At 66.9% G+C, this 20914-nt stretch carries 15 protein-coding genes and 2 pseudogenes; 8 read left to right on the plus strand and 9 right to left on the minus strand.

The window, feature by feature from the left end; genetic code table 11:
- Nucleotides 1-4: 4 nt before the first annotated feature.
- The 7 genes and pseudogenes from HV826_RS03955 to HV826_RS37980 form a co-directional block, all read right to left on the minus strand.
- Nucleotides 5-1738, minus strand: a complete 1734-nt coding sequence (locus tag HV826_RS03955) for a caspase family protein (protein ID WP_176415661.1) — start codon at nucleotides 1736-1738, stop codon at nucleotides 5-7.
- Nucleotides 1735-2493, minus strand: a complete 759-nt coding sequence (locus tag HV826_RS03960; protein ID WP_176415662.1) for a hypothetical protein — start codon at nucleotides 2491-2493, stop codon at nucleotides 1735-1737. Before HV826_RS03960 ends, HV826_RS03955 begins: the two co-directional genes overlap by 4 nt.
- Nucleotides 2490-3182, minus strand: coding sequence for a sigma-70 family RNA polymerase sigma factor (locus HV826_RS03965; protein WP_176413258.1), 693 nt, complete (start codon nucleotides 3180-3182; stop codon nucleotides 2490-2492). The genes HV826_RS03960 and HV826_RS03965 overlap by 4 nt, the downstream gene beginning before the upstream one ends.
- Nucleotides 3183-3306: 124 nt before the next feature.
- A complete protein-coding gene (locus HV826_RS03970) occupies nucleotides 3307-3852 on the minus strand; it encodes a hypothetical protein (RefSeq protein WP_176415663.1) in 546 nt (181 codons plus the stop codon).
- 169 nt (nucleotides 3853-4021) lie between these two features.
- Nucleotides 4022-5606: pseudogene (locus HV826_RS38235) on the minus strand (IS3 family transposase).
- 873 nt (nucleotides 5607-6479) lie between these two features.
- Nucleotides 6480-8303, minus strand: a complete 1824-nt coding sequence (locus HV826_RS03990; RefSeq protein WP_255217029.1) for a KGGVGR-motif variant AAA ATPase — start codon at nucleotides 8301-8303, stop codon at nucleotides 6480-6482.
- A gap of 20 nt (nucleotides 8304-8323) precedes the next feature.
- Nucleotides 8324-8863: a type II TA system antitoxin MqsA family protein gene (locus tag HV826_RS37980; RefSeq protein WP_368670832.1), complete on the minus strand. Its 540-nt coding sequence runs from the start codon at nucleotides 8861-8863 to the stop codon at nucleotides 8324-8326.
- Between the two features lie 1168 nt (nucleotides 8864-10031).
- Here HV826_RS37980 and HV826_RS04000 point away from each other — a divergent pair.
- Nucleotides 10032-10842: pseudogene (locus tag HV826_RS04000) on the plus strand (ISKra4 family transposase); the annotation flags it as partial.
- Nucleotides 10843-10969: 127 nt separating this feature from the next.
- On the opposite strand, the gene HV826_RS04005 reads toward HV826_RS04000, so the two are convergent.
- Entirely contained in the window at nucleotides 10970-12991 is a 2022-nt protein-coding gene (locus tag HV826_RS04005; RefSeq protein WP_176415669.1) for a lamin tail domain-containing protein, read from the minus strand.
- 217 nt (nucleotides 12992-13208) lie between these two features.
- Here HV826_RS04005 and HV826_RS04010 point away from each other — a divergent pair, with 217 nt between their 5' ends.
- From HV826_RS04010 to HV826_RS04030, 5 genes are all read left to right on the plus strand, one after another.
- Nucleotides 13209-13709, plus strand: coding sequence for a transcriptional regulator (locus HV826_RS04010; RefSeq protein ID WP_176415670.1), 501 nt, complete (start codon nucleotides 13209-13211; stop codon nucleotides 13707-13709).
- 101 nt (nucleotides 13710-13810) lie between these two features.
- Nucleotides 13811-14680 carry a nucleotide exchange factor GrpE gene (gene grpE / locus HV826_RS04015; RefSeq protein WP_176415671.1) on the plus strand — a complete coding sequence of 290 codons (870 nt, stop codon included), beginning with the start codon at nucleotides 13811-13813 and terminating at the stop codon, nucleotides 14678-14680.
- A 5-nt stretch (nucleotides 14681-14685) separates the two neighbouring features.
- Nucleotides 14686-16509, plus strand: a complete 1824-nt coding sequence (dnaK, locus tag HV826_RS04020; protein ID WP_176415672.1) for a molecular chaperone DnaK — start codon at nucleotides 14686-14688, stop codon at nucleotides 16507-16509.
- Between the two features lie 71 nt (nucleotides 16510-16580).
- On the plus strand, nucleotides 16581-16877 hold the full coding sequence (locus HV826_RS04025) for a hypothetical protein (protein WP_176415673.1): 297 nt from the start codon (nucleotides 16581-16583) through the stop codon (nucleotides 16875-16877).
- 96 nt (nucleotides 16878-16973) lie between these two features.
- Nucleotides 16974-18419, plus strand: a complete 1446-nt coding sequence (locus HV826_RS04030) for a serine/threonine-protein kinase (RefSeq protein WP_217917250.1) — start codon at nucleotides 16974-16976, stop codon at nucleotides 18417-18419.
- A 55-nt stretch (nucleotides 18420-18474) separates the two neighbouring features.
- Here the strand turns inward: HV826_RS04030 and HV826_RS04035 are convergent, their stop codons facing one another.
- The gene (locus HV826_RS04035; RefSeq protein ID WP_176415675.1) at nucleotides 18475-19347 is read right to left on the minus strand and encodes a YsnF/AvaK domain-containing protein; all 873 of its coding nucleotides are present in this window, start codon (nucleotides 19345-19347) and stop codon (nucleotides 18475-18477) included.
- A 338-nt stretch (nucleotides 19348-19685) separates the two neighbouring features.
- On the opposite strand from HV826_RS04035, the gene HV826_RS04040 reads away from it, so the two are divergent.
- Together HV826_RS04040 and HV826_RS04045 are read left to right on the plus strand one after the other, a co-directional pair.
- Entirely contained in the window at nucleotides 19686-20060 is a 375-nt protein-coding gene (locus HV826_RS04040) for a hypothetical protein (RefSeq protein WP_217917249.1), read from the plus strand.
- Between the two features lie 35 nt (nucleotides 20061-20095).
- On the plus strand, nucleotides 20096-20815 hold the full coding sequence (locus HV826_RS04045) for a YsnF/AvaK domain-containing protein (protein WP_176415676.1): 720 nt from the start codon (nucleotides 20096-20098) through the stop codon (nucleotides 20813-20815).
- Nucleotides 20816-20914: the final 99 nt, after the last annotated feature.

Here is a 20914-nt window from a genome sequence, read left to right on the forward strand (position 1 = left end):
TCCCTCAGCGTCGCAGCGCCAGCTCGAAGCCGAAGGCGCGGTCCCAGTAGTTGCGCTGGTCCAACGTGACGCGGTCATAGGTGAGCGTGGCCGCCAGCCGCAGCCGCACCCCCGCCAGCGCCCCCGTCACCCCCGCGGCGGTGTACGTGGAGAGCACGGTGGGGTCGCCCATGCGCACCGGTCCGCGAGAGATGCCCAGGAAGCCCCAGCCCGCGCCCGCCTCCAGGAACAGCGGCACCCGCAGGTGCGCCGGAGCCTGGGCACCCAGCAGCCCCAGCAGCGCGCCCCGGTGGGTGCGGATGCCGTCGGTGGCCAGGGGCGTCAGGCCATATGCGGCGCGCGCGCCGTAGTAGAGCGACGGCAGGGGCGCCTCGCGCCGCCACGTCACCGTGGGGCCGGTGGCCAGCGTGCTCAAGCCGAGCGGTGCCTGCTGCCCCGTCCAGCCCAGCTCCCAGCCCGTGGTGGTGGCGGGCCGCCGCGCCATGAACCGCGGGAAGGCGCCGCCCGCGCTGGGGGGAAACGCCTGGGAGATGCCCACGGGCGCGAGCCCGGAGAGCGCCACGTAGCGCTCGTAGAAGTCCTTGTCGAGCGGCACCGCGAACAAGCCCTTGCGCAGGGCCTCCTCGGCGGGGCCGCGCTCCTGGAGCTCGCGGTCGCCCAGGTCGATGATGCCGTGGGTGGACAGCTCGGCCAGGGTGATGCGGGCCTCCTGCGTGGGCGTGCGAATCCAATACACGTCGCGCTCGGGCAGGCGCAGCAGCACGTATTGTTCCTGGGAGCGGCGCACGTCGGCCAGGCGCCGTCCGTCCGAGTCCTCGACGGAGATGCGCGAGTGCTCGAGCCCCGCGGGCAGCGGAAGGCTGGGACCTTTTGGAGCGGGGCCCACCAGCGGACGCCGGGGCTCGCGGGTGGGGGCGAAGGCGTGGAGCGACAGGCGCGCGGGGAGGCCCTTCACGCCCTGGAGCGACGCGGTGACGAAGGCGCCCAGCTCGCTGTACTCCACCTTGCCGTCGCCGTTGATGTCCGCCGCGCCCATGAGGCCGGAGCGGGCCACGTGGCTGAAGACCCCCGCGCGGATGCGGGACCACTCGTGCGTCTCGCCGTCGTCGCTCTCCGCGAACACGGCGCCCACGGTGGGCCGGGTGGCGAGCTGCTCACGGGCCAGCATGCCGCGCAGCTCCGCGAGCACCGCCGCGTCCGTCTGCCCGCCGCGGCTGCCCACGACGCCAGACGCGCGGCACGCGTCCACGATGAGGTGGACGTAGTTGGCACCGAGCGGGTCCACCACGTCCGCGTAGAGGCTGGCTTTGTCCAGACGTCCGCCCGCGAGGGTGAAGTACGCGCGTCCGGCTTCGTCCGTGTTGCCGTGGCCCACGTAGACGAGCAGCACGTCTGTCTGGCGTCCCAGTTCATGGTCCACCAGGTTGGCCGCGCGCAGGCGGGCCACCTCGCGCTTCACCTCGTCTGGCGTTGGAGGCCGGGCGCCCGCGAGCACCGGCCGGGCCGTGGCGCGGGTCGCCTCGTCCGGGTCCACCAGCAGCGTTGTCTCCACGCCCAGGCGTTGAAGCGTCTCCGCCCACAGCACGCCGTCATCGTCCGCGAAACGCAGCGACGGGAGCGACGGGTCGTCGCTCCCGTTATGGGCAATGACCAGGGCACGGCGAACCACGGCTTCGGCCGAGGCACCACGGGCCAGCAGCAGTGCCGCGGCGCCGAGGAGCACTCCCAGCTTTTTCATGGAGCTTCCTCTACCCTCACTGACTGCTTGAGCACCACCGTGCCCTCTGTCTGTTCACCGCGCAGGGTCGCCAGGGACTCGGCCGGGCTGCCTGCGAAGACGGCGACGACTTCGACGGTGCCCGCCGTTTCTGGCATGGGCACGGTCAGCTCGAGGGGGGCTTCCTTGCCCAGGCCTCCGGACAGGGCGAAGGGACCGGCCGTCACCTCCGCATTCCTGGCGCCGCGGACCTGGACCGCGACGTGGGTGAAGGGCGCGTGGCCCCCGGCGGCGAAGGCCAGCATGGCGCCGGCGCGGCAGGTGTCTCCGGCGTGCAGCTCGCGCAGGGCCTGGCCCGGGGTGGCGCAGAAGATTCGCAGGGCGACGCCGGGGGGCGCGGTGCCTTCGCCGCGGGCAACGAACTCGCCGGGCGTCGTCGTGGCGGTGGGGACGAGCACCACCGCGAGGAAGACCGCGGCCAGCGCGCCGCCGAGCAGGGCCAGGGAGGGCCACCGGGACGACGCCTGCTCTGGAGCGGCGGCGGCGAGGGCGGCCTCCAGGCCTCCGAGTGACAGGGCTTGGAGCTCCACGGAGGAGGGGGCGTGGAGGTCATTGCCCTCCAGGGCGCGGTGGGCCTGGGCCCAGCGCTCATAGCGGGCGCCGCAGCGCTGGCAGGCGTGGGCGTGGCGCAGCAGGCGCGCGGACTGGTGGGAGGACAGGTCTCCCAGCGACCACCGGGTCAGGCTGGCGTCGATATGTCTCTCGTACCACCTCATGAGGGCATGCTCCCTATTGCGCACAGGGCGAGCGAGGCCAGGAGGACTCCCAGCTCCATCCGCCCGGGCTCGGCCGATGCGTCCAGCCAGCCCGAGTCCTTCAAATGCTCGGTGAACTGCGTCCGCAGCCGCCGCTCGCGCACCCGGACTTCGCCTCGGGAGAGCTGGAGCTGCTGGGCAGCGGACTCCTGCGAAAGTCCTTCCACGAAGCGCAGCTGCGCCAGGGCGCGGCCTTCATCCGTGAGGGTGTCGAGGAAGGCGCGGACCAGGTCGCGCACCTCCGTGCTGAGGGCCTCTTCTTCCGGCGTCCGGCCCTCGGTGGGCAGGTGCGTCAGCTCGGGCGCATCGTCCATGGAGACGGCCTCGCGGGACACGCGTCCCGACGCGCGCATCAGGTCGATGGCCGTCGAGCGCGCCACCGTGAGGAGGAAGCCCAGGTAGGGGCGAACCCCGTCATAGGCCTGCCGCATGTTGGGCCGGAAGGCCCGGACGAACGTCTCTTGATGGGCGGCGTCCAGGTCCAGCGCGGACAACGCGGCGGTGCGCGTTCCCCCGTCCGAGCCGACCGCGAACTTTCGCGAGAGGTAGCGGAGCACCTCCGGCGAATAGGTCCGGTACACCTGCGTGAGGACGGACGTCTCCCCCCGGCGGAAGGACTCCAAGACGGACCGGTCGGTTCCAGGCAGCACGGTAGCTCCGTCCCTCATCGCGAGCCGGCTCGAGCCCAATGCCCGGCCGTCCGTCATCCCTTCAAAATGGGATACGGAACGGGGTCGCAAAATGGGTCGCGCCTATAACGCATGGGGCGCGTTTTCATTGTGTGCCCGTTTGGCGAATCCCGCCCAGGGAGGGGAGGGGCCATGTGGGGTGCAGGGCTACCCAGGTTTGGCGGAGGCGGTCGAGCAGGTGGAGGTGGTTGGCGGTGTCCAGGCCCTGGGCTGACGGTGGGGTGGTGGACCACCAGGCGGCGTTGAAGAGACAGGCGGCGGTGTTGGCCTGGAGCAGGGGCAGGGCGTTGTGGCCCTGCTTGAACAGGGCCAGGATCTGGCGCTCAAGAGGACCGAGTGTGGTGTCCGGACCGCGGTACTCGGGGCCGTACCAGGCATCCGTGAAGCGCACGGGGAAGCGCGAGGCGTAGGCCGTGTCCACGTCAAAGGCCGTGACGGAGCTCGCGTGCCCGGAGCCCGCGTCCGGCGTGTCCCGGTCTCGGGCAATCTGCCGCGCGTACTCGGCGTTCATCACCGGGTAGAAGATGGGCTGGTCCGGGAGTCGCGGCGGGAACGCCGAGCAGTCACTGTCGAGGATGAGCTCCGCCTCCTTGAGGCCAATTGGGCGGTACAGCGTGAACGTCTTCGACATGGGGCGGGCGCCTTCGTTCGGACTGTGTGTACCCGCATCAGGTCAGTTCGCTGACCGAGAGGCGAGCACGGTCGACGCGGGCAAGAGCCCACTGCTGATGACGTGCTCGACACGTCGTCTCCCACTCCTGAGATCGGTGAGCGTCAAGGTAGATGTCGCGTGAAAGGATTCAACCGATGCGCTTCAACTCCTGCACTGCCGGGGTGAAGTGCGGAGAGGGGCCGAGGCGGACGGGGCCCGCGGGCGTCCAGTCGCGCGTGTCGCGGCTCCAACGCTCGGGGTGACGGGCTTTGGCGCGTTGGTACACCTGGTGGCGTCGGGCCAGCAGCGCGCCCTCGCGGCCGAAGTGCCTGTCCTCGGGCGTGACGTAGCGGATGGCGGAGTGGCGGTGCTGGGTGTTGTACCAGGCCACGAAGCGAGTCACCCAGCGGCACGCGTCCTCGACGGAGGAGAAGGGGCGCTGAGGGAAGCTGGGGCGGTACTTCAGCGTGCGGAAGACGGACTCGGAAAAAGGGTTGTCGTCCGAGACGCGGGGCCGGCTGAAGGACGGGGTGACGCCCAGCCACTGCAAGGTGGCCAGCAACGTGGCGCCCTTCATGGGGCCGCCGTTGTCCGAGTGCAGCACCAGCCCCTCGGGACACCCAGCCTCCTGCCAAGAGCGGCGGATGAGGGCCGCGGCATGCTCGGGCGATTCCTCTTCGTGCACCGCGAAGCCCATGATGCGCCGGCTGAAGACGTCCACCACGAGGTACAGGTAGCGGAAGCTGCCCTTCACCGGGCCCTTCAGGTAGGTGATGTCCCAGCTCCATACCTAGCGGGGCCCGGTGGCGAGGTGCTCGGCCCGAGGCCTGGGCACAGAGGCCTTGGCGCGGCCGCGGTGGGCCAACTGGCCCGCTTCACGCAACACCCGGTAGAAGCTCGCCTCGCTGGCCACGTACTCGCCCCTGTCCGCCAGCCTGGGGACAATCTGCTTGGGCGAGGCGTCCCGGAACTCCTCGCTATTGGCCACCGCCAGGATGCGGCGTCGCTCCACCTCGGACAGCCGGTTGGCCGGCCGGGTATGCGGACCGCACCGCCTGTCCTCCTCCGTGGCTGGCTTCCTCCAGCGCTGAATGGTGTGCGGGACGACTCCGAGCCGAGCGCAGATGGCCTCCAGACGCACGCCCTTCTCCAGCGCCTCGTCGACGAGCGCGAGCGTCATTTCTCGCACGTCTCGTCCGCTGCGTCGTCCTCGTCGCCCGAGTCCTTCTCGTCCCAACCCATCGCCTGAAGTTTTTTTCGAGCACCAGCAGTGCGGCGGCCTCAGCCAGCGCCTTCTCCTTGCGGCGCAGCTCGCGCTCGAGTTCCTTCACTCGCTTCTCCGAGAAGGCCAGCCGCCGGCGCTGACCGGCCGTCAGGGCCCCGGACGGCGCCTCCTTCGTGCCCTGGGAGAGGGCTCCAGCGGCAGCCGCGCGCCACTCAGCCAGTTGCACCTCGTGCAGCCCCTCGGCGCAGCAGCGCTCCCAATGCCTCACCCGCCAGTCCATGCGCCTCCGCCAGCACGCTCATCTTCTCCTCGGGCGTCCACTTCTTGGGGCCGACGGGCTTCTCCTCGGGCGGGGCGTCATGGCCGCCAACTTATTCGCCTCCCGCAACCACTGCGACAGCGTCGGCTGGGAGACTCCCTCCTGGCGGGCCAACGCCGCGGCACTCACCGCGCCGGGGCCCACCATCCGCTTCACCATCTGCGCCTTGAATGCATCCGTGTACGACACTACGTCCTGCCTGCTCTCGCCCCTTGGGCGTTGTCAGCTCGGCAGGTCAGCCGAGGCGACATCTTCCCTGACACAGGGGGAGATATCCCCTCATTTGAAGATCCCCTCGGGGAACGCATGGGCAGCCGAGGGAGCAAGCTCCGAGGGAGCAAGCTCCGAGGGAAAATCGCAAATGAGGGGATGCTTCAGCTCCCACTCTGGAGGAGTAGTCCGTGGTGTTTGGCGCCATCACTGCCGTGCACGAGTCTGTTTGGCCATGCAGAGACTGAAGAGGGTTGTGGGAACCGCATGGGCTATCGAGCTTGCTGTTGGGTGCTCCACGCTATACCAGCGCATGGGGTTCCGTGGTGGCTACCGCGACACTGAGGTCGCTCTGTTAGGGACCGGGTCAATGGTTCGCATCCGGGGCGGCCAAACGGATCGCAGTTCCTGATCGCGCAAGACTGGCCGATTGCGGCCGATTGCCCTTTGCCGACACGCGGAGAGAGGATCAATGGTTCGGGGAACCGTTCAGGTTTCGGCGCAGCCGACTCTTGACGCTCCCGACACGCAGGCCGGTCGGACTGTTCGGGACTGCGGCCCGAGGAGTCGACCCACGAGCGATCCGATCGGGCGGTCCTTGACACGCTCCAGGCATCGTCCGAATCGAGGTACGGGGAAACGCGTTCACCGATCTGGACACCCCGGAGGACTACTTCCATCAGCGCGCAGTCTCCATCTACCGTCCATGGAACAACGACTGGCGTCTTTATTTGGGAACGACGAGGGGCCAGCGCGAGTCGTCGTGACTGATTTGACTCCATTCTTCGGGCTACGAGTTACGAGAGTCCTGCGGCGCTGCTTATATCGCGGGATTCGTCCGGCCGGCTTGTGTTAAATTTTGAGGGCAAGAAATGACGGCAGAAGATGTTCGCCTTGAAACATTGCTCGCATGTGGGCGAGATCTTCGGAAAACTCTTGAGGAGTGACGTTTAGGTATCGCCAAACACTAAGGCTTCGATGTGGTGATGCTGCCAGATGCTGGCCGGCTTTCTCCAAGAGGGCAGTTGCGTTGCCGGTGTTTCCGAGTAGGTGATTGACCAATGCGAGGCATTGTATGAAATTTGCATCTGAGCGCTTTTCTTTCATTGACAGCAAAAGAACCTCCTCAAGCAGTTCTCGCTGTGGAGTTCCATCAAGCGCCCATTTAGCCATCGTATAGTTGAAAAATCGTGCAATCTCCTTGTCCTTGGGTCTACCAGTTCTATGTGGATCGATAATCTGCAAGACTTCACTGAAGCGCCCCTGTCCAATCAGGTTTAATATTAAGAGACTTTCAGTCCGATGACGTTCCTCCTCTGTGATCGTCTCTTCAGCAAGTATGGCCCCGATTATTCTCTCAGACGCAGGAAGCACCTCTCTGCTGAACATGAGTTGATTGGCAACGTAGAGCTTTGCGGATGGTTCCAGTATGTTGAAATTTGGCGAACCTTCGATGGACGGCAGGTCGCCTGGCGTCAACTCCGAGAGCCATCTGATTGCAAACATGGTGTCGAGAGCGCTTGGGCTATCAGCCCAAAGTACGCTCTTCATGTCTTCAGATGCTTTGTCTGCGCGCGACAGCACGCCATACGCCAGAGCGCGTCGTCGATAGAGTTCAGATTGCCTATTTCCCGCATGTTCCGCAGTGTCAAGAAGTAGAAGGACCTTGTCAGGGTTGCCGCGAGCTTCTTCGATGGCTGCAATTTTGAGGAGTATATCGCCATCCATGGGGAAAAGAGCGACAATGTTTGCGAGCTTGTCGTCTAGTTCCTGTTCTGGAACAATGGCTTTGGAGATTGAAGCCAGTGTTTTTTCGAGATAGATGACGACTCCGTCCCTGTCCCGTACGTTCGTCGAGATTAGTTCGTCGGTGAGTGACTTATACTCTTTTGCGAGTCTGCTTCGCGGGCGGTTGAGAGTGAAAACTTCTTGCTCCAACATGGCGAGGCTGTTGTAGTGTCTTAGGGATACAGTTGGCTCTCGGTAGCCAAGCAGTTCTTGAGCCTTGGTTAGTCTGTTTTGAATAATCCGCTCCTCGTCGTCGAGCACGGGAATGTTCGAAGGGACAAAGAGTGTTGCAATTTGCTTGCTTCGTGGTGGCCGCTCTTCGTGTCTGATATCTTCGGCCACGCGAGTCAAGCCGGCTAGGTTCTGGTCGTTTGGAAAGAACATAAGCACTACGGCGTCTGGCAACTGGCGCGTGCAAATCCCTCCTACGTCGGTGTGGCCGGTTCGAGAGTCGATTAGGACATAGTCAGGCGCGCATGATTGTTGCCATTGGTTCTTCAGGTCTTCGAATAACAGGTAGCCATCGAGTTTTGTGTATAGGTGCTGCCAGTCAATGGAGTTGAGTTTTGTTGCATAGTCCTTTCCTTGTCTCCCTGCAGGCATCACCCATAGTTGTTTGCCTCCAAGTGCGGAAACGGAGCAACTGGCGATGTATTCTTCGACATTGGGCGCATGGCCGCTTTGAATGTAATTCGTTATATAGTCCACCAAGCCAAGCCGATTCGACGCCGCACTCAAGTCTGGGAAAGTTGGTAGGCCAGGTGCCTCAAGGTCGAAGTCAACAAGAAGAACTCGCTTGTTACGCTTGACCAAGTCCATGGCAACATTTACAAGAGCCATGGTCCGACCAACGCCACCTTTAAATGAATAAAAAGTTACTATATGCATTTCAAGGCTCTTTCGGTTGATTAGGCGCGGCGAAGCGTGAAAGATGCTGCCTTTGAAACGACTTCATCACTCAGGGTTGTTTGGAATCGAATCATCCTGAGGCTGGGGCCCATTGCGTTGTAGTTTGTTTGTGGTGCAGCGTCAGTTGATCGCAGATATTCCATGACTCTGGGATGTCGGAGTAGACGCAAGAGTGTGTCTGTAGAGCCGTTTTGTATGAGCGACCCTGACTCCCATCGCTTGATTGAAGCCTCGCCGATGCGCGTTATCCGGGCGAATTCAGATTGGGAAAGGCCGTATTTCTGTCGTGTGTTTACGATCTCTGCAGGGGGGAGTACGCCTAAGTAGCGACAAACTGCTTCGTGGCGCGCTTCCTCACCTCGCTCATCCGTAAACGAGAGTTCGCAAGCCGCACAAATTGTTACGGGGGTGCTTGCGCTTAATTCGATCTCTTGCTTGCCGTGGAGGTATGTGAATGCCTGTGTGGTAAAATCCTCTGTCACTCTTGTGCTGCCACAGGCAGGGCATTCATTAACTTGGTCACGCATTTGTGCTCCCATGCGAAGCTAAAGGTCGTCGTCGGGCTGGGTCGAATAATGGAAACTGCGACCCATTACCACTCCAGAGCCAATCTGAAGTTTGATGTATATGTCTTCAAAACGGTTTTTCCCGGGAGCAAGCATGGTGTATCCATGTTTGCCGGGGGGCTTTCGAAGTATCACTTTTTTGATTTCATGCCCGTTGCCCAAAAGATCCTCTATAAATTCCCAGGCGCCTGCTTCTGTGAATGGGTCGCTAGTCGTAGGATTTGTCGTTTTGTGGGGATTCCAATGACAGGGCGCCTCCTTCGTAAAACGGACTAACCGAGTGCGCTTAGAGCTGCATAGGCGGAGAAGTTCTGCCCGTATGTCGGCGAGGTCGTCGCTCATTTTTTCCTACATTCGACCACATCCTGGTTGCTGCCGAGTAGTTGCAGAGTCGGTATCATATGATACCGACCGGGGCTGCGAGCAAGTTCGTCGCCATGGGAAATGGCAGGAGCTTGCCAACTTGGTCATCAAGCACTCTGAGGTCGAAGATTGTAAGTCCTTGTTATTGTTGGCTAAGTGCTCCCCTTGTCTGGGACGCGCGAATCTCATCGGATCCGGATGTAGGGGGAGCTTGCTGTTCTGTGTGAAGAAGGCCGAATGGGGATTGATGGGCCAGGGGTGCGATAAGTTTGTCTGATTGCGTCGTGTGCTTTGATTGGTGGGAGGACTCGTTCTAAATGGGGAAGGCTTCCACTCCGAAGAAGCTGCAATGGTTCGTTAGTTGGGGCTCCGGATAGGCGAGATTAACCCGTTACGGCGGTGCTCACGAACGTGGATTGGAGAGTCGTAGGGTGTAGCCCTTCGTGGGCCCGTTCCATGAGTGACGAGCAAGGTCGAGCTCCTGTCGGGTGTGGCTCTTGAACTGAGCAACGAGTGAGCAAACAGGCAGGGGGCTCGCCGGGTGCCTGGTGGCCGGCAGAATGAGAGGTTTCTGGTGGGTTGTGCCACCGGAGGACATCAGACGATGCCAAAGGTCACCATCGAAGTGCCGGAAGGATTCGAGGACAGCGTCAAAGCGCTGGAGGAGACGCTGAAGCGCGCCCACCGACGGGTGGAGGGTGCGAGCAGAGGGGACTTGGCCACGTTCGACGCCGCATGGCAGGAGGTGAATGCCGGAGCGGAACAGACGGAGCGGTTGATGAAGCGGAGGTTGCTTCGAGGGCTCGACCTCGACGCTGCCCAGGTCCTCATCGAAGGCCAGCCCTACGTCCGAGTCGGACGGTACCCGGCGACGTACAAGACGCGGCAAGGGCCCGTCGAAATAGAGAGAGGCCTCTACCGGCGGGTGGGCGAGCGCCATGGCCCCACGGTGGACACCATCAGCGTCCAAGCCGGGTGCGTGGCTGATGGCTGGCTACCGGAGGCTGCGGTGCCCATGGCGTACCTGCTGGCGCGGGGCACGTCGCGGGAGGCGCAAGGCGACGGCGCGCCAGGTGGGTGTGCTTCCCTATTGCCGCGCCTCCTTCGAGCGGGTGGGGCATGAGGTGGGTGCGCTGTACGGTGGCCAGCGGCCTCGGGTGGAGGCGGCGCTGGCCCGGCAGCTGCGAGTGCCCCGAGGCACTCGCGGCGTGAGCGTCAGCATGGACAGGGTGGCCGTGCCGATGGAGGAGCCGAAGAGGCGGCCAGTGGGACGACCTCGCAAGGGTGCCCCCACGCGCCCGGTGGACGTCGTCTGGCGCATGGCCTACGCCGCCTGCCTTACCTTCCATGACGCCCACGGCGAAGCGCTGGGCACCCTCCGCTACGGGCGGATGCCGCGGGGCGAGGCCCGCGGGTTGGCCGAGCGTCTGGCCCGCGACGTCCAGGCCCTGGTTTCCAGACGGCGCGGCCTGTACGTCGCCGTCCTCACCGATGGCGCTCCCGAGTTGCACGCCTTGCTGGACGAGGCGCTCGCCACCCATGCCCCCTCGGCCAAGAAGCCGGTGCGCCTGGTGGACTTCTGGCACCTGTCTGGAGGTCTGACTTTCGCTGGTTGTGCCCCAGTCGCCTTCCCCTGCCGCTCGGCTCGCTGGAGTGAGACTCGCCCTCTGACCGGATGAAGTCTGTTTCGTCAACCGACAGGGCCCCAGTACTCGTTCAGAACCCCGCACCGTTCACCCGCCGCCCAGGCGAAGCCTCAACACCGGCTGACAGCTGCGTGTGCGGCACCCAGCTCCCCGTGGCGCTCCCATCCGGGCTCCGGTTGTAGGAGACACCCACCGTCGTGTCCTGATACCCCGCGCTGTCCTGCACACTGTTGTCCGGCCGCACCAGGTACACGGTGTCGCCGCTGCTGCCCACGTTGACGCCCCGGTTGAAGTACAGCCCGCCTCCCGAGGCCGCCGTGGCGTTCGTCACGCCCCCGGGCACCGCCGTCGGGCCCGAGTACACGACATACGACTTGCCCGGTTGAATCATCGTCCCCGCGGGGAACACGTGCCGTGTGTCATCCTCGCCCGCGTAGGAGTTGGCGTCGTGAAGCTTCCAGCCGCCCAGGTCCACCGCCGTGGTGCCTGCGTTCACCAGCTCGACGAATTGCTGGTCATAATCCGGCGTCGTGGTGCCAGGGATGTCGTGCGTCTGCGGCAGGTACTCATTGATGAACACCTTGTACTGCGTCCCGCCGGTCCCCGGTCCACCGCCTCCCGCATTGCCGAGGTTGAAGCGGCTGATGATGGGGTAGTGGTCGGACGTGTTGTTCCGGTAGCCCGTGATGTTCGGCCGCAGCACCTGGGTCGAGTTGGGGACATAGCCGGCCCACAGCTCATTGGTGACGAGCTGATGGTCGATGAACGTGCTGCGGCTCGCCGTGCTGCCGATGCCCGCCTCGGACAGGGCCTGGGTGGTGAACTTGTAGCTGGCCGAGTCGTTCACGAAGTTGCGGAACGGCGACTCATACTTCAGCCCGGTGTTGGGATTGGTCGCGATGGACACATCCACGTCGTCATTCCAGTCACCCACCACCATGGCCCGCTGCGTGGGCAGGCGGAGGTCCAGGTAGTCCTTGATCCACCCGGAGGCCGACAGGCGCCGCGCGTAGTCGTCGGGACCGGTGAGCGCCTTCATGTGGAGGACCAACGCCGTCACGTCCACGCTGGCGCCGCCGCGCTGGATGCGCAGGTCCACGCGCAGCGGCGGACGCCCGCCGAAGTCGTAGTCGTGGTCCAGCAGCACCACCTCCGCCCGCAGCACCTGCACCACGTCCGACTTGAACAGCACGCCCACCTTCTGCTCGTTGGCCGCGTAGTAGCTCGACCCCGACGACACCCGCGAGCCGTCGTCCGCCAGGAAGCCGTCGTAGCCCGGCAGCCGCGCCTTCAGCGCGTCGAACTGCGCCGTGCTGACAATCTCCGCCAGCCCCCAGAAGTCCACGCCCGCGTCGGCGATGACGGCCTGCGCATTGGCCAACTGCAGCGGCTCGTCGTTGGGCCCATAGTCCGGGTCCCCGAACCACTCGATGTTCCAGTTCCCCACCGACAGCGGGAAGCTCCCATCCGGCGCGCCCCCGTCCGGCGTCTGCCCGGGCCCCACCACTTCCAGCCCCAGCTGGACCTCGGCCTCGGCGCCGTGGGCGTCATGGACCCGCAGGGTGATGGGATGGTTCCCCTCGCCCTGGGCCTGCCCCGTCAGTACGCCCGCGGCGCTCAACGCGATGCCCGTGGGCAGCGAGCCCCCCACCAGCTCCCACTGCAGGGGAGGGCGCCCACCGGTGGCGACCAGGACGTGCTCGTAGCTGTCCCCCGCCGTGGCGGCGGGGAGCCCGTCGGTGGTGACCTCCGGACGTGGATAGATTTTCAGCGCGTACGTCCGCACGTTCTCCAGGCCGTCCGCGTCCCGCACCGTCACGGTGAGGGCGAAGTCACCGGCCTCGTTGCCCGGGCCCTGCAGCCGCCCCTCTCCCGTATAGAAGGAGAAGCCCTGCGGCGGCGGCGACACCGTGTAGCGCAGCGGCGGCTCGCCCCCGGACGCGGTGAACATGGCTTCATAGGCAAGGCCCACCGTCGTCGGAGACAGCTCGACCGCGGGCAGACGGGGTCCCTCCGAGGTTCCACGTCCCTCGGAGCAGGCGCACAGCAAGGTGAGGACGGCGAGCATCCCCGCCATTCGGCAAAACGGCATGTCGGCGGGCTCCAGCGCGGGCCTCGAGGAGTGGGGCCCACGACGCGCCCACTCTAGCCCCGACGGACCCCCGTATGCACGAAGCCCGTCGCACGAAGGCAATGGACGCCGACATCGTTCGTGTTTCAAGCAAGCGCTGGAAGGTTTTGCGCTCCGGGCAGCCGTGGAGTGGAATGGTTTTTTCGGGGGGATGACTGCCCCATGGAGGACACAGCACATGGCCAACAAGTGGGACAAGCAGCTGATGGACTTCCTCAAGCGCACCGGTGACGAGCTCAAGCGCACCACCGATGACCTGCGCGGAGAGGCCGAGCGCCTCCTCAAGGAAGTGAAGGACCCCCAGAACCAGGCCAAGGTGAAGGAGGGCCTGGAGCAGCTCCGCACCTGGGCCGCCAGTACCAGCAAGGTGGCCGCGGAGAAGATTGAAGTCGCGGTGCGTCAGGTCGAGGGCGCCGTCGAGCGCGCCTTCACGAACGAAGAGGGCGGCGAGCAGGCCTCCTCCTCGCGCCCCGCCCAGGCGCCGGCCGAGCCCAAGGCCGAGCCCAAGGCCCCCAAGGCCAGCGCCTCCCGCCCCGCCGCGAAGAAGGCCGGGGGCAAGTCCATTGGCCGCAAGAAGACCGCCGCGACCAAGAGCCCCGCCACGAAGACGGCGAAGAAGGCTGTTTCAGGTTCCAAGAAGACGATTGGCCGGCCCAAGAAGCCCACCGCCGGAGCGTGAAGTTCCGCTGAACGTGAAGCCTGCCTGCCCGGGGGCAGGCCGGTTTCCTTCGTCCTTCTCGACATTTGGAAGGTCCCGCGGCGCGTGAGATAGTACGCGCCGTGGCCGGCTCGAACGACAAGAGCAGAATCCAGACAGATATCGGGCAGGACGTCATCGACGCGGCGGTTCGCAGCGTCGAGCGTCACTCGGACGAAGAGGACGAAGTCACCGTCATCGAGGTGGGGGCTTCCAGCCCATCCGCCCCGGTGGAGGCCGAAGCGTCCCCGTCCCCCGAAGACACCGCCTCTCCCGCCTCCGCCGCCGAGGCGCCCCCGTCCGAGGACGTGGCCGCGCTCCGCCAGGAGGTGGAGTCCCTCCAGGCCCAGCTCGAGTTCAGCCAGGCCAAGGGGCGCGAGACGATGGAGCGCCTGCGCGAGGCTCACGAGCGGGCGAAGGAGGCGCAGGAGCGCACCGTGCGTCACGCCGCGGACCTGGAGAACTACCGCAAGCGCGCGCAGAAGGAGAAGGAGGAGGTCCAGCGCTTCGGCGCGGAGAAGCTGCTCAAGGACCTGCTCCCGGTGCTGGACAACCTGGACCGCGCGCTCGACGCCGCGGCCAAATCGCCGGACCTGGACAGCTTCGAGAAGGGCGTGGCCATGACGCGCAAGTCCTTCGAGGACACGCTGGGCCGCCACGGCGTGAAGGGCTTCAGCGCCAAGGGACAGCCCTTCGACCCGCGCCTCCATGAGGCCATCCAGCAGGTGGAGACGGCGGACGTCCCCGCTGGCCACGTGGCCCACGAGGTCGTGCGCGGCTTCTACCTGAATGAACGGCTGGTGCGTCCGGCCATGGTCGTCGTCGCGCGCGCGCCGGCTGCGCCGGTCGCCGCCGCCGAGCCGCTGGCCGCCGAGCCCGCCACCGCCACGACCGACACCGAGGCGCCCGCCGCGCCCGCGCAGTCCGAGAACTCTTCCGGGGGGAGTCAGTAACCAACATGGGCAAGGTGATTGGAATCGACCTTGGGACGACCAACTCGTGCGTCGCCGTCATGGAGGGCGGCGAGCCGGTGGTCATCCCCAACAGCGAAGGCAGCCGGACCACGCCTTCCATGGTGGGCTTCACGGACTCCGGCGAGCGCCTGGTGGGGCAGATCGCCAAGCGGCAGGCCATCACCAACCCGGAGAACACCGTCTTCGCGGCGAAGCGGCTCATCGGCCGCAAGCTCGACTCGCCCGAGGCCAAGAAGGCCATTGGCGTGTCGCCCTTCAAGGTGGCCGCCAGCCCCAACGGCGACGCGTGGGTGGAGATTCGCGGCAAGGGCTACAGCCCGCCGGAGGTCTCCGCCATCGTCCTGATGAAGATGAAGCAGACGGCGGAGGACTACCTCGGTGAGCAGGTCTCCGAGGCGGTCATCACCGTCCCCGCCTACTTCAACGACAGCCAGCGCCAGGCCACCAAGGACGCCGGCCGCATCGCCGGGCTCAACGTGTTGCGCATCATCAACGAGCCCACCGCCGCGGCCCTGGCCTACGGCCTGGACAAGGTGCAGGAGGGTGGCACCGAGCGCATCGCCGTCTACGACCTGGGCGGCGGCACCTTCGATATCTCCATCCTGGAGCTCAACGCCGGCGTGTTCGAGGTGAAGAGCACCAACGGCGACACGTTCCTGGGCGGCGAGGACTTCGACCAGCGCCTCATCGACTACCTGGCCAAGCGCTTCGCGGAGGCCAACAACGGGCTGGACCTGCGCAAGGACCGCATGGCGCTCCAGCGCCTGAAGGAGGCCGCCGAGCGCGCCAAGCACGAGCTGTCCAGCGCGCCGGAGACGGAGGTGAACCTGCCGTTCATCACCGCCGATGCCTCCGGTCCCAAGCACCTGACGGAGACGGTGGACCGCGCCACCTTCGAGGCGCTGGTGACGGACCTCATCGACCGCACCATCGAGCCCTGCAAGATTGCCCTGAAGGACGCGGGCATTCCCGCGCAGCAGATCAACCAGGTGCTGCTGGTGGGCGGCATGACGCGCATGCCGCGCGTGCAGGCGAAGGTGAAGGAGTTCTTCGGCCGGGAGCCGCACAAGGGCATCAACCCGGACGAGGTCGTCGCCGTGGGCGCGGCCATCCAGGGCGGCGTGCTCAAGGGCGAGGTGAAGGACGTCCTCCTGCTGGACGTGACGCCGCTGTCGCTCGGCGTCGAGACGGCGGGCGGCGTGTTCACCAAAATCATCGACAAGAACACCACCATCCCCTGCAAGAAGAGCCAGGTGTTCTCCACCGCCGTGGACAACCAGCCCCTGGTGAGCGTGCACGTGCTCCAGGGCGAGCGTGAGATGGCGGCGGACAACAAGACGCTGGCGCGCTTCGAGCTGGTGGGCATCCCCCCGGCGCCGCGCGGCGTGCCGCAAATCGAGGTGTCGTTCGACATCGACGCCAACGGCATCGTCCACGTCAGCGCCAAGGACCTGGGCACCGGCAAGGTCCAGCAGGTGCGCGTGGTGAGCAACTCCGGCCTGTCCGAGGCGGAGATCCAGGGGATGATCTCCGACGCGCAGGCGCACGCCTCCGACGACAAGAAGAAGAAGGAGCTGGCGGAGCTGCGCAACAACGCCGACGGCCTCATCTACACGACGGAGAAGAGCCTGGAGGAGTACGCCAGCCTCCTGTCGGAGAAGGACCGCGAGGAAATCAAGGTGGACCTGGAGCGCCTCAGGGAGGTGCTCAACACCTCCGACGTGGCGGTCCTCAAGGAGTCCTTCCAGCGCCTGGAGGGCAGCGCCTACCGCATCGCGGACGCCATCTACACGGGGCAGGCGAGCTGAGCGCTCGCAATCACCTCCGCGCTCCAGCGTAGACTGCCTGCCGCGCAGTCAGTCCCCCCTGGAGCGCATCAATGGACGTCACCGAAGCCATCATCAAGTTCCTCATCACCGCCATGGTGGTGGGGGTACCCCTGTTCGGGCTCACCCTCCGCTTCTCCCTCAATCCCCTGGTGGAGGCCTTCATCCGGCTGAAGGAGGCCCAGCACGGCGGCATGGAGGTCCGGCTGCTCCGCGAGCGCGTGGCGCACATGGAGCGCCTGCTGGAGGCGCACGGCCTCATGGATGACCACCTGCCCGTGTCGCTCCGTGCCAGCGCGCCCGAGCGCCTCCCGGCCGTGGCGCCGTTGAAGGACCGGGAGCGCGTGTAGCCGCCTGGGGCGGCTCCGGTGTTGAATGCCCCCGTGGATTTTCCCTCATTAGAGGAAGAGGTCGTTTTTCTCCGCGGTCTGGTCTCCGTGCATCGGATGGCCGACGTCATCCTGGAGGACTGCCTGGAGCGGGGCCTGGACCTGGACTCCGGGCTCGACGTGTTTCTCACGCAGTGTGCCCGGCTGGTGCATGCGCGCGCGGGCTTCGTGTCCCTGCGGGGGACGCGGGGCCCGGTGCTGACGCGGGTGCTGGGCGAGCCCGGGGTGGACGTCCTGGAGGCGGCCCACTGGCAGGGGGTCCGCAAGCTGGAGGACGGCCGGACGCTCTTCTGCGCGCGGCTGGCCCTGGGCAGCCTGGTGCTGGGGGGCCTGGGGCTGGTGGTGGAGGGCACCTTCGATGGCGGCGGCGGCCTGGTGATGAAGCTGGTGGAGGCCATTGGCGAGCAGCTCGACACCGCCGTACTGGGCTTCCTCGCGCTGACGGACGGCAAGGGCGCGCTGGCGCGGCTGGACGCGCTCACCACGGAGCCGCCTCCGGCGTCGCGCGGGCACATTGGCCGCTACGAGGTGGTGACGCCGCTGGGCACCGGGGGCATGGCGCAGGTGCTGGTGGCCCGGACCCGGGGCCCGGAGGGCCTGGGCCGGCTGGTGGCCCTCAAGCGCATCCTCCCGCACCTGTCCTCGGACCCTTCCGTCGTCCAGCAGTTCCTGGACGAGGCCCGCATCGGCCTGCGGCTCGCCCACCCCAACCTGGTGCACGTCTACGACTTCGGCGAGGCCGAGGGCGCGTACTACATCGCCATGGAGCTGGTGCGCGGCGTGGACCTGGAGCGGCTCCTGCGCGCGGCCAAGGGCCCGCTGGAGACGGCGCACGCGGTGGGCGTGGTGTGCCAGGGGCTGGCGGGGCTGCACGCGGCGCACGCGCTGCAGGGCGAGGACGGCGCGCCGCTCGAGCTGGTGCACCGGGACTTGTCCCCGCACAACCTCATGGTGGGGTTCGACGGACGGGTGAAGGTGCTGGACTTCGGCGTGGCCAAGGCCCGCGCCCAGCGCACGGTGACGCTGCCGGGCATCGTGAAGGGCAAGCCGCTGTACATGTCCCCCGAGCAGGCGCGCGGCATGAAGCTGGACGCGCGCAGTGACTTGTTCGCCATGGGGCTCGTCCTCTATCAGGCGCTCACCGGCGCGCGGGCCTTCGAGAAGCCCGACGAGCTGGCCACCATGCACGCCATCTGCGACGAGCCCCTTCCGCCGCGGCCTTCGCATATCTCCCGGGCGCTGTGGAGCGTGCTGGAGACGTCGCTGGCCAGGCGCCCCGAGGCCCGCTTTGGCAGCGCGCGGGAGATGGCGGACCGGCTGGCGGATGCCTGCCGTCCGGCGAGCGACTCGGAGCTGGCGCGGCTCATGGAGCGGCACTTCCCCGACCGGCATCGCGAGTTCCAGCAGCTGGGGCGCCCGCCCGCCGGGCACGTCCCCCAGGGCGGGCTGGCCCTGGGTGAGACGCCCATCATGCGCCCGCCGCTCGTGAAGTCCTCGCCCTGACGGTGCGCGTGGAAGCCGGGCCCCCTCGGGAGAAGGAGGGGCCCGGGCGGCGCGCTCAGTACCCGCGCTTGAGCGGGTCGTCGGAGGGCGCGTTCAGCGTGCGCGCGGGCTCCTCACCCTCGGTTCGGATGTCCACCTCTTCCCGCCGCACGTGCTCGGAGATGTGGCGCTGCTCGTCGACCTCGTCCTTGTGGATGACGACCTCCTCGTCGACGACGGCGCGCTTCTGGACCTCGACCTCCTCGGCGCGCAGCGGGACGACGACGGTCTCCTCCTGGAACGAGGCGTTCATCGCCGGGCGCCCCGGGCTCACGTCCCGGCGCTCCACGCGGACGCGCTCGCGGCGCACCGGGACGTCCACCTCCCGGTCCTCCTCCACCACGTCCTTGTGGACGCGGACCTCACCGGCCTGCACGTCCCGCTTGAGCACGTCCACCTCCTCCCTGTGCAGGGGGATGGTGACGTCCTCCTCGCGGCCATGGATGCCCCGCGTGCCCACCGCGGTGTCCGTGCCCGCGCCGGAGCGGGCATCCGTGCCCAGGCGTGTGTCGTAGCCCGTGTCGTAGGTGCCCTTGCGGCCCACGGTGTCCGAGGTGGCGTCCATGCCCGTGCTGGCGCGGGCCGCGGTCCGGTCGGCGCCCATGCCCACCGCGCCCGGGCCCACGCCCGCGCCGCCCCCCGTGCCGGCGATGGCGCCCGTGCGGTCCTCATCCGTCAGCCGGCTCAGCGCCTCCTTGCCGTGGCTGAGGATGATTTCCGAGCCGTCGATGCGGCTGACCTCCGAGTACCGGACCAGGTAGTCCTTCGGGAAGAAGAGGCCCTTCTCGATGTGGAACTCGCTCTCACCGACGGCGAAGACCTTGCCGAGCTTCTCGCCGTCGATGCTGCGGACGACCATCCCTTCCTTGATGTCGCTGCGTTGGTACATGGCTGGCTCCTCGTGACCGGGGCGGGTGGACCTGCTGGCCACACCCTGAGCCCCGGCGCTGGTGGAGGCCCCGCATGCGAGCGCGAGGCCCTGGGGTTTCCACCCCGGTCATCATGGAAGGTGTGAGCGCTCGGTCCCGGTGACAGGGGCCGAGGACGCAGTGCCGGTTGGCTTGGCACCGTGCCTGCCCGCCCGAACGCCCGCCTGTCCTTTCGCCTGCCCGGGTGTCACCGAGCCGGCGGCGGGTGCCCGGGGCTTCTCAGGGCGCGGCGGTCCACCCCATCTTCAGGCGAGGTGCGTCTGGACCGCGTGTCGTGAGCACCCAACGGGAGACCGTCATGAGGAGCAGGCAGGGAACCTGGGTGCCGTGGCGATGGAGTGACTCGTGGGTGGGAGGCGCCGCCGCGGGCGTGGGAGCGCACCTGATGGTGCGTGGCATCCACCGGTTGCTCCGCCCGGACCTGCGAGGCCCCGTGGTGGGCGTGGCCTGCGCCTCCGGGATGCTGGGCGCCCTGGTGGCGGGCCGGCTCGCGCGCAGCCGGCTCCGGCCGCCTCTGACCCTGGTGCCTGCCCCGCCGTCCGCTGCCTGCATGCCCGCGGCGCTGGAGGCCGGCCTGGAGCGCCCCCGCGCGCCCCTGGAGCGGGTGCTCCGGCGCGGACCGAATGGCCGGGAGCATCCCTGGAGCGAGCCCGAGTCGCCCACGCTGTCATGAGCCAGCGGACCACATCACACGAGAGGAGTCCTCCGATGCGCACGGACGTACGGGAAGGGATGCGGGTCTTCACCGCGGATGGGACCCGGTTGGGCACCGTGGTGGGGTGTGGCGGGGAGACCTTCGCCATCGAAGGGGGGCTGCTGCGGCTGAGGTCCTTCGCCGCGCGCTACGGCGACGTGGTGGACGTGCGCGGAGAGGACGTGCACCTGGGGCTGACGCGGGACGAGGTGGCGACGACGGAAGAAGCGTCGGAGCAGGCGCGGTCAGGTCACCCCGAAGCCGTGCTCTCCGCCGAGTTCGCGACGCCTGGCGAGCTCGTGGTGCCCCTGGCCCACGAGGAGGCCCATCCGCACGTGGTGGTGCGCGAGGCGGGGCAGGTGCGCATCCACAAGGTGGTGCGCACGGAGGTGCGGCACTTCTCCGTCCCCGTGCGCCGCGAGGAGCTGGTGGTGGAGCGGGTGTCCGAGCAGGCCGTGGACGCCGAGGGCGCGCCGGCGCCGGAGGCCGCGGCGTCCGCCCGGCCGGTGCTGGAGGGGCTGGTGCCCTTCGAGGCGGGCACCTTCGTCATCCCCCTTCGCGAGGAGCGGGTGGAGGTCGCCAAGTCGGTTCATGTCTGGCAGGAGGTTGCGGTTTCCCGGTACACCGACGAGGTGCTCCGGCAGGTCCACGCCACCGTTCGGAAAGAGACGGCGGAGGTGGAGGAGCAGGGCGAGGTGCTCCACGACGGCCCGTTGGACGGGCTGCACTCCTGACTGACGCGCCGCACAGGGGGTGTGTGACGGGGGCACGGGACGGCTGCGAGCTTGACCCATGGAGAGGTGTCCCCTAGAAAACCAGGGCTTTGCCGTGTC

The sequence above is a fragment of the Myxococcus sp. AM010 genome (assembly GCF_013372585.1).
Classification (GTDB): domain Bacteria; phylum Myxococcota; class Myxococcia; order Myxococcales; family Myxococcaceae; genus Myxococcus; species Myxococcus vastator.